The sequence below is a fragment of the Streptomyces sp. NPDC046925 genome (assembly GCF_040644915.1).
In the GTDB taxonomy this organism is placed as follows: Bacteria; Actinomycetota; Actinomycetes; order Streptomycetales; family Streptomycetaceae; genus Streptomyces.
Window position 1 is genome coordinate 906,188 of record NZ_JBEYWZ010000003.1, and the last position, 12,527, is coordinate 918,714.

Sequence of the window (12,527 nt, forward strand, 5' to 3'; positions counted from 1 at the left end):
CGCAGGGATTGCCCCTGCTACCTCGCCCCCTCCACCCCCGGCCGCACCAACCCCGACTCGTACGCCACGATCACCAGCTGAGCCCGATCCCGCGAGCCCAACTTCCCCATGATCCGGCTGACATGGGTCTTCGCGGTCAAAGGGCTCAGCCCGAGCATCTCCGCGATCTCAGAATTGTTCAGGCCCCGCGCCACCAGCGAAAGCACCTGCCGCTCCCGCTCCGAAAGCCCCTCGGGACCCCCCTCCCCCGCCGCCGGAGGCTCCGGCGCGCGCAGGACGCGGGCGATCAGCCGGGACGTGGGCCCGGGCGAGAGCAGCGCGTCCCCCGCCGCCACCGTACGGATCGCCTCAAGGAGTTCCGCCGGCTTCGTGTCCTTCACCAGGAACCCCGAAGCCCCGGCGCGCAACGCGTCGACGACATGCTCGTCCGTGTCGTACGTCGTCAGCATCAGGACCTTCACCCCGGCCAGGTCCTCGTCCCGCGCGAGCAGCCGCGTCGCCTCGATCCCGTTCAGGTCCGGCATCCGGATGTCCATGACGATGAGATCGGCCCGCTCCGAGCGGGCGAGTTCGACCGCCGCCCGCCCTGTCCCCGCCTGCCCCACCACCTCCATGTCCGGCGCCGACTCGACCAGCATCGCGAACGCCGCCCGTACCAGCGTCTGGTCATCGGCAAGCAGCACACGAATCGTCACGACACACTCCCCCCGGCCGCCAGCGGCAGCACAGCCGACACTTCGAACCCTCCGCCATCGCGGCGCCCCGCCTCCAGCGTTCCCCCCACGCTCCGGGCCCGCTCCCGCATCCCCACGAGCCCGAACCCCGGCGTGTGCGCGGGGTCGTCGGCCGCGCGGCCGTCGTCCGTGACGCTCACCCGCAGCGCCGCGTCCGCCACGCCTATCCCCACCCGGATGGTGATCCCGGGGCCGCCGTGCCGCACCGCGTTGGTCAGCGCCTCCTGCACGATCCGGTAGGCCGCCGCACCCACGGCGGGCGGCGCATCGGCGTCCCGTACGGTCAGTTCGACCGAGGCTCCCGACGTACGCGCCGCCGCCGCGAGGTCGGCGAGACCGTCGAGCCCCGGCAGCGGACCCCGCGTCTCGTCGGCCTCCGGCCCCTCGGGGCCCGGCCCGGCCGCCCGCAGCACCTGGAGCGTGGCCCGGAGTTCCCCGCGCGCCGACCGGCAGGTGTCGGCGATGTCGTCCAGTGCCTTCGCGACCGCGGCCCTGTCGAGCCGCTCCGGATCGGCGGCCAGGACGTGCGCCGCGACGGAGGTCTGGACGCCGACCAGGGTGATGCTGTGCGCGAGGAGATCGTGCAGGTCACGGGCGACCCGCAGCCGTTCCTCGGCGACCCGCCGCCGGGCCTCCTCCTCGCGCGTGCGCTCCGCCCGCTCGGCACGCTCCAGTACGGAGGCGACGTACTGCCGGTGGATGCGCACGTACACGCCGAGCAGCAGCACGGAGACGATCCACCCGGAGATCCTGAGCACCTCGGCCACCTGGTGCGGCTCCATGCTCGCGTTGACGCTCAGCGTGACGCCGACGACGAGGAGCCCGGTGATCAGGGCGCGGCGCGGGCGTCCCGTGACGGCCACGGTGTAGAGCGCGACCATGCCCACCGGGACGGCGGCCGTGTGGGTGTAGTCGATGGCGTGGTACGGCGCGATGAAGGCGATCACGGCGAGCAGCACGGTCAGCGGACGGCTGCGCCGCCACACCAGCGGCACGTGCGCGCAGAGCAGCAGGCCCCATCCGAGGAGGTCGGGCCGCCGCCCGTCCTCGAAGAACGTGGCGAGCACGGCGGCGAGCACCGCGAGCCCGGCCGCGAACAGCGCGTCGTCGCGCAGGGCGCGCCTGCTGCCGGGCACGACCCTGGTGAAGGCCGGCAGGCCACGCGGCGCGGACGACCTCTCGTGAACCTGCGGTATGTCCCCCACGACTGCATCCTCCCGTACGCGGGTGTACGAAGGTGCCCCTCCTGCGGAGAAGGGGCACCCCGTGGCGTTTCTCGGGTCGACAGGTCAACGGTCAGGTGGCGGAGACCCGTTGGGGCTCGGTCTCCGGGGTTTCGCGGACCACCGGCGCGGGGCGCGAGAGGGCTCCCGGCCACCACACCTTCCGTCCCAGCGCGACACTCGCGCTCGTCACGAGGTACGTCCGTACCAGGAACGTGTCGAGCAGCACCCCGACCGCGATCACGAAGCCGAGTTCGACCAGTTGCACCAGCGGCATGTTGGTGAGCACCGCGAACGTCGCCGCGAGGACGAGGCCTGCCGATGCGATGACCCCGCCGGTCGTCCGCAGCGCGGTCAGCGCGGCGGCCCCGGGCTCTGCCCCGGCGAGGGATTCCTCCCGCATGCGGTGCATCAGGAAGATGCCGTAGTCGACGCCTAGGGCGACGAGGAAGACGAAGGAGAGGAGGCCGAGTCCGGGGTCCGTGCCCTCGAAGCCGAAGAGCGGTTCGAAGACGAGGCCCGCGATGCCGAGGGAGGCGCCCCACACCGCGACGACCGCCACCAGGAGCAGCACGGGCGCGACGAGGGACCGCAGCAGCGCCACCAGGATCAGCAGGACGGCCGCGAGCACGAGCGGCACGATGACGAGGGTGTCGCGGGAGTTGGTGTCCTTCAGGTCCAGCTGCTGGGCGCTGGCCCCGCCGACGTAGGAGCCGTCGAGGTCGGCCCGCAGCGCCTTGATGGTCACGGTCTCGCCCGCCGACTCGGGTGCGGACGTGGCGATCACTGAGATCTCCGTCCAGCCTTCCGCCGTGCGTCCCTTCTCGGCGCTGTCCACGCCCTTGGTGTCCTTGATGTCGGCGAGGGCGGCGGTGGCGCGGTCCTCGGGGGTCATCACGGAGATGGGCCGGGTGCCGCGTTCGGGGAAGGACTCGGCGAGGGTCTCCATCGCGGTGACGGAGTCGGGCGTCTTGGTGAAGGAGTCCTCCTGCTTCATCGCGCCCGGCAGGTTCAGTGCCCCCAGGGCGAGCGCGCCGAGCAGCACGGCGCCGCCCGCGAGGACGGTGCGGGGCCTGCGGCCCGCCGAGCTGCCCATCATGGAGAAGAGGCTGCGGCGCTGCTTGGGTGCGCTGCCGAACGCCGGGACGAGCGGCCAGAACACGCGCCGCCCGAGCAGGACGAGGAGCGCGGGGAGCAGCGTCAGCATCGCGGCGAGGGCGCACAGGACGCCGACCGTGCCGAGGGGGCCCATGCCGCGGCTGCTGTTGAGGTCGGCGGCGAGGAGGCAGAGCAGCCCGGCCGCGACCGTCCCGGACGAGGCGAGCACGGCGGGTCCGCAGCCCTTGAGCGCGGCGATCATCGCGTCGTAGGGCCGTTCGATCCTGCGCAGTTCCTCGCGGTAGCGGGAGACGATGAGCAGCGCGTAGTCGGTGCCCGCGCCGAACACGAGGATCGTCATCACGCCGCTGCTCTGGCCGGAGACGGATGTCCCGAAGCCTTCGTGGAGGCCGTAGGCGACGCCCATCGCGAGGTAGTCGGCGACGCCCGCGACGGCGAGCGGCACGAGCCACAGGAACGGGCTGCGGTAGATGAGGATCAGGAGCAGCGCGACGACTCCGGCGGTGGTGTAGAGCAGGGGCCCGCCCAGGGCGTTGTAGACCTTGCTCGCGTCGGTGGCGAGCGCTCCCGAGCCGCCCACGTCGACGCTCAGTCCGCCCTCCGATCGGGCCACTTCGCGTACGTCGTCGACGAGCGCGTCCCTGGCCTCCTCGTCCTGGCCGGGCTCGGTGCTCGCCACGGGGTACATGAGCGTGGTGCCGTCCTTGGCCGGTACGGCGCGCGGGGCGGACGTCAGTTTGTGGGCCTGGCCTATCTCGGCGATCTGGCCGGCGGCCGCCTTGCGGTCGGCGGCGGTCAGGCCGCCGTCGCGGTGGTAGACGAGCACCAGTTCGGTGGCTTCGCCGCCGGGCAACTGGTCCTGGATCTTGGCGGCTTGGGTGGAGTCGGCGCCGGCGGGGAGGTAGTCGATGGCGCGGTCCTGCTGGACGTCGGCCAGTTTCGACGCGAAGGGCCCGGCGAGCGCGATGACGCCGATCCACAGGGCGAGGAACACCCAGGGCACGGCTCGTCGCCGTCGTGCGGTGGTCTGTTCGGCCCGCATGACGGGCCTCCTTCCGGCAGGTTGGCAGGTTCAGGGCCAACCCTTCCGGAGAGGGGCGCGCGATCCGTCCGGCGCGAGGGCGAGTTGGGGCGTACGGCGCAGGGAGGCGAGGGGGCTCGATTACTCCCGCGGGAGTACGCGGGCCGCCTCCGCCCGGTGCGCCGCCGGGGTCAGACGTGCGTGGTCCGGTGCGCCGCCAAGGTCAGAAGTGCGTGGTCCGCGCCGCCACCATGAGCCGCGTCACCTCGTCGGCGCCGATGGTCAGCGCGCCGCCCGCGGTGGCGAGCACCTCGCGCTCGGCGGGGGTGTACGGGCCGTCGGCGAGCGCGATCCGCGCGCCCTGGATGAGGAGGGCCTCACGTCCGGCCGGGGCGAGGTGCGGGGCGAGCGGGCCGAGCGCCTCGTGCAGCTCTATGGCGAGTCCGGGCCCGCAGTCGGGCACGGTAGCCCGGCCGGTGTCGGCGGCGAGCGCCTCGACGAGGGCGACGAGCTGTTCCTCGCAGGCGTCGTCGAACCCGGCGGCGCGCAGGGCGCCGACGGCCGCGTCGAGCGTCGTGCGCGACGAGGTGCCGCCCGCGGCGAGGATCGCGAGCACGACGGTGTGCACGGCATCGCGCACCATGGCCGAGAGCCGGGTGGTCGTGGGGTGGTCGAGGACGTCCGTGCCGAAGTGGTCGCCGCAGGCGGCGCACTCGACGATGGGGCCCGCGCCGCCGCGCGGCAGGACCGGGAGACCGAGCAGGACGAAGCGGCGACGGCCGGTCCGGCGCTGGTAGTTGCGGTCACCGCCGCAGCCCGGACAGAAGAACTCGCCGTCCCCGACGGTGGTCCAGGCCGTATGGACGCCGATCACGCGCCTTCGCAGGACTCGCCCGCGGGAAACGGGCGTGGCGAAAATGCGGGATTCCCGGCCGTTTCGTCCACGATCTGGCAGCACCACGCACCTCCGTAACGCCCCGGCGACATTGCCGTGTTGGGCGTGATGTTAGCCACATTGTTGATGTGGCGTCAGCACCCCGGGCGAGAGATGGCCGGTAGACGCCCTGGACACGGTGGCACGCAAAAGCGCCGAACGGGCCCATTCGAGCCCGTCCGGCGCCTGGATATTGCGTAGTGGAGGCGCGAGGCGCTGGTCAGCGAGCCGCTCGGTTGACCGCGGAAACGGCGGCCTTCAGGGACGCACGTGTCGTATTCGCGTCGATACCGATGCCCCACAGAACCTTGTCACCGATCGCGCACTCGATGTACGACGCGGCCTGTGCGGAGGCTCCCTCACTCATCGTGTGCTCCTGGTAGTCCAGGAGGCGGACGTCGATGCCGATGCCCTGCAGGGCGTCGAAGAACGCCGAGATCGGGCCGTTGCCGGTGCCGGACAGGACGGTGTCCTCGCCGTCGACCGTCGCCTCGACGGTCAGCGTGTCCGTGCCGTCCTTGTCGGTGGTGGTCTGGCCGTTCTTGACCTGGATGCGGCCCCACGGGTTGGCGGGGTTGGGCAGGTACTCGTCCTGGAAGATGCCCCAGATCGCGTCGGGCGTGACCTCGCCGCCCTCGCTGTCCGTCTTCGTCTGGATGATCTTTGAGAACTCGACCTGCATGCGGCGCGGCAGGTCCAGGCTGTGGTCGTTCTGCAGGACGTAGGCGATGCCGCCCTTGCCGGACTGCGAGTTGACGCGGATCACGGCCTCGTACGAACGGCCGACGTCCTTCGGGTCGATGGGCAGGTACGGGACGGCCCACTCGATCTCGTCGACCGTCTTGCCCTGCTGCTCGGCCCGGAGACCCATGGCCTCGAAGCCCTTCTTGATGGCGTCCTGGTGGGAGCCGGAGAAGGCGGTGTAGACGAGGTCGCCCGCGTACGGGTGGCGGGGGTGGATCTCCATCTGGTTGCAGTACTCGGCGGTGCGGCGGATCTCGTCGATGTCCGAGAAGTCGATCTGCGGGTCGACGCCCTGCGAGAAGAGGTTCATGCCCAGCGTGACCAGGTCGACGTTGCCGGTGCGCTCGCCCTGGCCGAACAGGCAGCCCTCGATGCGGTCGGCGCCGGCCATGATGGCCAGCTCGGCGGCGGCGACGGCGGTGCCGCGGTCGTTGTGCGGGTGGACGGACAGGCAGACGTGCTCGCGCCGGGTCAGGTTCCGCGACATCCACTCGAAGCGGTCCGCGTGGGTGGAGGGCGTCGAGCGCTCAACCGTGGCGGGCAGGTTCAGGATGATCTCGCGGCCCTCGGCGGGCTGCCATACGTCACAGACGGCCTCGCAGACCTCCAGGGCGAAGTCCAGCTCGGTGTCCGTGAAGATCTCGGGGCTGTACTGGTAGCCGAAGACCGTCTCGGGGCCCAGCAGCTTCTCGGCGTACTCCATGACCAGGCGCGTGCCGTCGACGGCGATCTGCTTGACCGCGTCCTTCGAGCCGCGGAAGACGACCTCGCGCCAGACGGGCGCGGTCGCGTTGTACAGGTGGACGGTGGCGCGCTTGGCGCCGACCAGCGACTCGACGGTGCGGGCGATCAGCTCCTCGCGGGCCTGCGTCAGGACGGAGATCGTGACGTCGTCCGGGATCGCGCCGTCCTCGATGATCGACCGTACGAAATCGAAGTCCGTCTGGCCCGAGGAGGGGAAGCCGACCTCGATCTCCTTGTAGCCCATGCGGACCAGCAGGTCGAACATCTCGCGCTTGCGCGCCGGGGACATCGGGTCGATCAGCGCTTGGTTGCCGTCACGCAGGTCCGTGGAGAGCCAGCGGGGGGCGACCGTGATGCGGTTGTCCGGCCACGTGCGGTCGGGGATGTCGACCTGGTCGTACTGGCCGTACTTGTGGACCGGCATGGAAGTGGCACGCTGCAGATTGGGCTTGATCGCCATGATGCGGGGGCTCCTCGGGAGTGTCCTTAAGGACGGCCGACGGTCGCTTCGCGAGCAACACCGAACTCCGCGGGGAGGGGGTCGGCCTCGACTACAGGCCCTCGCCGCGGCAGCTAAGGAGAAGCAGCCCGTAACGCATGATGCTCCGAAGCCTAGCCGAGCCGCGCTGTACGCGCGGGTCCGTATCAGTATGCGGGATCGCTTTCAGTTAACGGCTAATAGGTGATCAATACCTCTATTTCACAAATCATGGTTGCAGGTAGTGACAGCGGCATGACCCAGTGCCACATTGCCCGCTATGACCGCCAATCCAGGCTTCGAGCCTGTCTTCTGCACCATCATTCCGCCTCACGTGCTCGACACTCTGGCCCAGAGTGACGACGCCACGCTCGCAGGTCCCGCTCGACGCACCCTTGAGCGCGACTCGATCGAGCGCACCCGCCGCCGGCTGACCACGGTCATCGGCGCCCCGCCCGTCTCGCTGCCCAAGGAAGCGGCGGCGGACAAACCGCACCGCACGATCTACGACGCGAAGCACAAGACCGAGCTGCCGGGCCGCAAGGTCCGCGGCGAGGGCGAGCGGCCGGGCAAGGACGCGACCGTCAACCGCGCGTACGCGGGCCTCGGCGCGACCTTCGAGCTGTACCTGAAGACGTACCGGCGCAACTCCATCGACGGCAGCGGCCTGCCGCTGAACGCGACCGTCCACTACGGCGAGAAGTACGGGAACGCCTTCTGGAACGGCGAGCAGATGGTGTTCGGCGACGGTGACGGCGAGATCTTCCTCGACTTCACCATCCCCGTGGACGTCATAGGCCACGAGCTGACGCACGGCGTCACGCAGTACACCGCCAACCTCACGTACTTCGGCCAGCCCGGCGCCCTGAACGAGTCGATGTCGGACGTCTTCGGCTCGCTGATCAAGCAGTACACGCTCGGCCAGACCGCGGCCGACGCCGACTGGCTGATCGGCGCGGGGCTGCTCGCACCGCGCGTCACGGGCAAGGCGCTGCGCTCCATGAAGGCCCCCGGCACGGCCTACGACGACGACGTGCTCGGCAAGGACCCGCAGCCCGCCGACATGGACCACTACGTCCGCACGGGCCGCGACAACGGCGGCGTGCACATCAACTCGGGCATCCCCAACCGCGCCTTCTTCCTGGTCGCCGACGCCCTCGGCGGCAACGCGTGGGAGCGGGCAGGACAGATCTGGTACGCCGTTCTGACCGGCGGCCGGCTGGCGCAGGACGGCTCTTTCGCGGACTTCGCGAAGCTGACGGTGGCCGCCGCGCGCGAGAAGTACGGCGACGGCGACGAGCTGAAGGCCGTCATCGACGCGTGGTCCCAGGTCAAGGTGGACACAAACTGACCTACCCACCGACCTCCCCATGGAGTAGACAGGTTCCATGCGTATCCAGGTGAAGCGCACGGGAGGATTCGCGGGCATCGAGCGGAACGCCGAGATCGACACCTCGGGACTGCCCGATGCCCACGAGTGGCAGGCCCTGGCCGAGGAGGCCGTGGCCGAGGGCCGGACCACGCCGCCGATAGGGGTGCCGGACGGCTTCAACTACCAGCTCACCGTCGACGGACACACGGTGTACTGCTCGGATCCGCGGCTCACCGATCCGCAGCGGAAGCTGATCACGCGCGTACTGAAAGAGGGCGCGTAGCAGGCGCGCGGGCACGGCACGCCTTGCGCACCCGTAGAACTTGAGCGGTGTTCATCTTTTCCGGGCCCGCCCATTGACTTCCGTGCGCGGCCGTACGGAAGATCGCGCCCATGGCAGCGAGCGATGCGCGCGAACCACTACCTCAGTTCCCCCGCGACTTCCTGTGGGGGGTGTCCACCTCCGCTCACCAGATCGAGGGCGCCGTCGACGAGCGCGGGCCTTCGGTCTGGGACGCGTTCACCGCGGTGCCGGGCCGGGTGAAGGACGGCACGACGGCCGCCGTCGCCTGCGACCACTACCACCGGTACCGCGAAGACGTCGCGCTCGTGGGCGAGTTGGGGGCGGGCGCGTACCGCTTCTCGGTGTCGTGGCCGCGGGTGCTGCCCGGCGGGGCGGGCGAGGTGAACACTGCGGGCCTGGACTTCTACGACCGCCTCGTCGACGAGCTGTGCGCGGCCGGGGTGAGCCCCGTCCCCACGCTCTTCCACTGGGACACACCGCTCGCGCTCGACGGCGACGGCGAAGGCGGGGGCGGCTGGCTGCGGCGGGACACGGCCGAACGGTTCGCCGAGTACGCGGCCGTGGTGGCCGGGCGCATCGGTGACCGCGCCAAGAAGTGGATCACCCTCAACGAACCCGCCGAGCACACCCTGCTCGGCCACGCGCTGGGCCAGCACGCGCCGGGCAAGCAGCTCATGTTCGACGCGCTGCCCGTGGCGCACCACCAGCTCCTCGCCCATGGCCTCGCCGTACGGGCGCTGCGGGCGGCCGGCGTCACGGACATCGGCATCGCCAACTCGCACGGCCCCACCTGGCCGGCATCGGCCTCGCCCGAGGACGTACAGGCGGCGGACTTCTACGACGTACTCCTGAACCGGCTGTTCGCGGATCCGCTGATCCTCGGCCGCTACCCCGACTTCATCGGCCAGTTGCTGTCCGCCACCACCGGCGACGTCGAGGCCGACCTGAAGGTCATCACCGAGCCGATCGACTGGTACGGGATCAACTTCTACCAGCCGACGAAGGTGGGCGCACCGCTCCCGGCGGCAGCCGGACCGACGGAGTTCTCCGGCCTCACTCTGCCGCCCGAACTTCCCTTCTCCGTGCGGGAGATCGAGGGTCGCGCGGTGACGGACTTCGGCTGGCCGGTGGTCCCGGAATCGCTCACCGAGCTGCTCACCGGCTTCCGCGACCGGTACGGCGACCGGCTGCCGCCGCTGGTCATCACCGAGAACGGCTGCTCGTACGAGGGGCTCGACGACCAGCGGCGGATCGACTACCTCGACGGTCATGTCCGGGCGGTGCACCGGGCGTTGGCGGAAGGGGTCGACGTGCGCGGCTACTTCGTCTGGTCCCTGATGGACAACTTCGAGTGGGCGGAGGGCTACCGGCAGCGCTTCGGTCTCGTGCACGTCGACTACGAAACTCTCGAACGCACCCCGAAGGCGTCGTACGCGTGGCTGCGCGAGGCGCTGCGGGCGCAACGGGCATGACCGCGGATCCGGACCTGGCGCTGAGAGAGCCCGAGGAGCGGGTCGGGCGGAGCTGGACGGCCGCGCTCTCGCTCGCCAACGGAGCGATCTGGGTCGGCTGGTACGGCCCGCTGCAGATCCTCCTCGCCCTCCAGGCGGAGGACCTCGCCCCGGCCGGTACGTCGAAGGAAACGGTCCTCGCGTGGGTGGCGGGCGCGGGGGCCGTGGTGTCCCTGGCCTCGAACCCGCTCTTCGGCGCGCTCTCCGACCGGACGGTGTCGCGTTTCGGGCGGCGCACGCCGTGGATCGTCGCGGGCGCGGCGGGCGGCGCGGCGGCGCTCCTGCTGCTCTCGGCCGCGGGGTCCGTGTGGTGGATGGCGGCGGGCTGGTGCCTGGTGCAGCTCACGCTGAACGCCGCGTTCGCCGCGGTCACGGCCGCCGTGCCGGACCGGGTGCCGCGGCTACAGCGGGGCGCGGTGGGCGGCTGGCTCGGGGCGGCGCAGATCCTGGGCGTGGTGGTGGGGACGGGCCTCGCGACGGTGGCCGGGGGTGTGGGCGCGGGGTACGCGGCGTGCGCGGTGTTCACGCTGGCGGGGGTGCTGCCGTACGTCCTGCGCCACCGGGATCTGCGCCTCGCGCCGCACGACAGGCCGCCGTTCGCGTGGCGGTCGTTCGCGGGCTCCTTCTGGCTGAGCCCGCGCCGCTACCCGGACCTGGGCTGGGCCTGGCTGACCCGCTTCCTGATCAACCTCAGCAACGCCCTGGTCCTGCTCTATCTCCTCTACTACCTGCGGGACCGCCTGCACTACTCCGACCCGGACGAGGGCGTACTGATCCTCACGGCGGTGAACGGCGTGACGCTGCTCGCGACGGTGGTCGTGGGCGGCGTCTGGTCGGACCGTGTGGGCCGCCGCAAACCGTTCGTGCTCTGGTCCGGCGTCCTGATGGCGGTGGCGACGGCGCTGCTGTCCGGCTGGCAGACGTGGCCGGGCGCGATCGTCGCGGCGGCGGTGCTCGGGGTGGGCTTCGGCGTCTTCACGTCGGTGGACTTCGCCCTGATGACGGACGTCCTGCCGAAGGCCATGGACCGCGGCAAGGACATGGGCGTCATCAACATCGCCAACTCGCTCCCCCAGGTCGCGGCCCCCGCCCTGGCGGCCCCGCTCGTGACGCACTTGGGGGGCTACCGGGTGCTGTACCTGGTGGCAGCAGGGATCGGCCTCGCGGGGGCGCTGCTCGTGACGCGGATCAGGGGCGTGGACTGACAGCGGGCCGGGGCCCTCAGAAGCCCAGCTTGCGCAGCTGCTTGGGGTCGCGCTGCCAGTCCTTGGCGACCTTCACGTGCAGGTCCAGGAAGACCGGCGTACCGAGCAGGGCCTCGATCTGCTGGCGGGACTTGATCCCGACCTCCTTGAGGCGCTTGCCCTTCGGGCCGATGATGATGCCCTTCTGGCTGGGGCGCTCGATGTATACGTTCGCGTGGATGTCGAGCATCGGCTTGTCCGCGGGGCGGTCCTGGCGCGGCAGCATCTCCTCCACCACCACGGCGATGGAGTGCGGCAGCTCGTCCCGTACGCCTTCGAGCGCGGCCTCGCGGATCAGCTCGGCGACCATGACCTGCTCGGGCTCGTCCGTGAGATCGCCCTCGGGGTAGAGCGGCGGGCTCTTGGGGAGCATCGGGATGATCAGGTCCGCGAGCAGCTGGACCTGCTTGTCGCCGACCGCGGACACCGGCACGATCTGCGCCCACTCGAAGCCGAGCTCCTTGCCGAGCTGGTCGATGGCGATGAGCTGCTCGGCGAGGGTCTTGCTGTCGACGAGGTCGGTCTTCGTCACGACCGCGATCTTCGGCGTCTTCTTGATGCCGGCCAGTTCCTTGGCGATGAACCGGTCACCGGGGCCGAGCTTCTCGTTCGCGGGCAGGCAGAACCCGATGACGTCGACCTCGGCCCACGTGGTCCGTACGACGTCGTTGAGCCGCTCGCCGAGCAGCGTGCGCGGCTTGTGGAGCCCCGGGGTGTCCACCAGGATCAGCTGGGCGTCGTCCCGGTGCACGATGCCGCGCACCGTGTGCCGCGTGGTCTGCGGCTGGTTCGCGGTGATCGCCACCTTCTGGCCGACCAGAGCATTCGTGAGGGTGGACTTGCCCGCGTTGGGGCGGCCCACGAAGCAGGCGAAGCCGGCGCGGTGGACGGACCCGGAAGACTCTGACGGCTCGGATGACTCGGTACGAACGCTCATGGCGCCCATTCTCCCTGATCGACGGAGGGCCGCAGCACGCCGAGGCACCGATCGGGCATCGGTGAGCTGCCGGAAACTCTCGCGCAACACGAAACACGACGGAAACGCCGGGGTGCCCGTTCCGAAACGCCGGGCGGTGACGCTCTCACTCTGCCCCCACCC

Annotated in this window: 10 protein-coding genes; 4 read left to right on the top strand and 6 right to left on the bottom strand. The window is 70.9% G+C overall.

The features are described 5' to 3' along the window. Window positions 1–17 precede the first annotated feature (17 nt). The 5 genes from ABZ906_RS17310 to leuA form a co-directional block, all read right to left on the bottom strand. Window positions 18–695 carry a response regulator transcription factor gene (locus ABZ906_RS17310; protein ID WP_361189186.1) on the bottom strand — a complete coding sequence of 226 codons (678 nt, stop codon included), beginning with the start codon at window positions 693–695 and terminating at the stop codon, window positions 18–20. Beyond that, window positions 692–1,891 carry a histidine kinase gene (locus tag ABZ906_RS17315; RefSeq protein WP_361383266.1) on the bottom strand — a complete coding sequence of 400 codons (1,200 nt, stop codon included), beginning with the start codon at window positions 1,889–1,891 and terminating at the stop codon, window positions 692–694. Before ABZ906_RS17315 ends, ABZ906_RS17310 begins: the two co-directional genes overlap by 4 nt. Before the next feature lie 139 nt (window positions 1,892–2,030). Further along, window positions 2,031–4,118 (bottom strand): MMPL family transporter, encoded by a 2,088-nt coding sequence (locus ABZ906_RS17320; protein WP_361382856.1) that lies wholly within the window; start codon window positions 4,116–4,118, stop codon window positions 2,031–2,033. A 202-nt stretch (window positions 4,119–4,320) separates the two neighbouring features. Continuing rightward, window positions 4,321–5,016: a TerB family tellurite resistance protein gene (locus tag ABZ906_RS17325; protein WP_361383269.1), complete on the bottom strand. Its 696-nt coding sequence runs from the start codon at window positions 5,014–5,016 to the stop codon at window positions 4,321–4,323. Window positions 5,017–5,251: 235 nt separating this feature from the next. Then, window positions 5,252–6,979 carry a 2-isopropylmalate synthase gene (leuA, locus tag ABZ906_RS17330; RefSeq protein ID WP_361382859.1) on the bottom strand — a complete coding sequence of 576 codons (1,728 nt, stop codon included), beginning with the start codon at window positions 6,977–6,979 and terminating at the stop codon, window positions 5,252–5,254. Between the two features lie 298 nt (window positions 6,980–7,277). Here leuA and ABZ906_RS17335 point away from each other — a divergent pair, with 298 nt between their 5' ends. The 4 genes from ABZ906_RS17335 (at window position 7,278) to ABZ906_RS17350 (ending at window position 11,389) form a co-directional block, all read left to right on the top strand. Beyond that, window positions 7,278–8,348, top strand: coding sequence for a M4 family metallopeptidase (locus tag ABZ906_RS17335; protein ID WP_361382862.1), 1,071 nt, complete (start codon window positions 7,278–7,280; stop codon window positions 8,346–8,348). Window positions 8,349–8,385: 37 nt separating this feature from the next. Beyond that, window positions 8,386–8,652, top strand: a complete 267-nt coding sequence (locus ABZ906_RS17340) for a protealysin inhibitor emfourin (RefSeq protein WP_361382865.1) — start codon at window positions 8,386–8,388, stop codon at window positions 8,650–8,652. Window positions 8,653–8,762: 110 nt separating this feature from the next. Next, window positions 8,763–10,145, top strand: a complete 1,383-nt coding sequence (locus tag ABZ906_RS17345; protein ID WP_361382868.1) for a GH1 family beta-glucosidase — start codon at window positions 8,763–8,765, stop codon at window positions 10,143–10,145. Continuing rightward, window positions 10,142–11,389: an MFS transporter gene (locus ABZ906_RS17350; RefSeq protein WP_361382870.1), complete on the top strand. Its 1,248-nt coding sequence runs from the start codon at window positions 10,142–10,144 to the stop codon at window positions 11,387–11,389. The genes ABZ906_RS17345 and ABZ906_RS17350 overlap by 4 nt, the downstream gene beginning before the upstream one ends. 16 nt (window positions 11,390–11,405) lie before the next feature. Here ABZ906_RS17350 and era read toward each other — a convergent pair whose 3' ends face one another. Next, entirely contained in the window at window positions 11,406–12,374 is a 969-nt protein-coding gene (gene era, locus ABZ906_RS17355; protein WP_361189170.1) for a GTPase Era, read from the bottom strand. Window positions 12,375–12,527: the final 153 nt, after the last annotated feature.

Coding starts and splice junctions, on each gene's coding strand:
- ABZ906_RS17320 (WP_361382856.1), bottom strand. CDS start 4,118: ATGCGGGCCGAACAGACCACCGCACGACGGCGACGAGCCGTGCCCTGG.
- leuA (WP_361382859.1), bottom strand. CDS start 6,979: ATGGCGATCAAGCCCAATCTGCAGCGTGCCACTTCCATGCCGGTCCAC.
- ABZ906_RS17335 (WP_361382862.1), top strand. CDS start 7,278: ATGACCGCCAATCCAGGCTTCGAGCCTGTCTTCTGCACCATCATTCCG.
- ABZ906_RS17340 (WP_361382865.1), top strand. CDS start 8,386: ATGCGTATCCAGGTGAAGCGCACGGGAGGATTCGCGGGCATCGAGCGG.
- ABZ906_RS17345 (WP_361382868.1), top strand. CDS start 8,763: ATGGCAGCGAGCGATGCGCGCGAACCACTACCTCAGTTCCCCCGCGAC.
- ABZ906_RS17350 (WP_361382870.1), top strand. CDS start 10,142: ATGACCGCGGATCCGGACCTGGCGCTGAGAGAGCCCGAGGAGCGGGTC.
- era (WP_361189170.1), bottom strand. CDS start 12,374: ATGGGCGCCATGAGCGTTCGTACCGAGTCATCCGAGCCGTCAGAGTCT.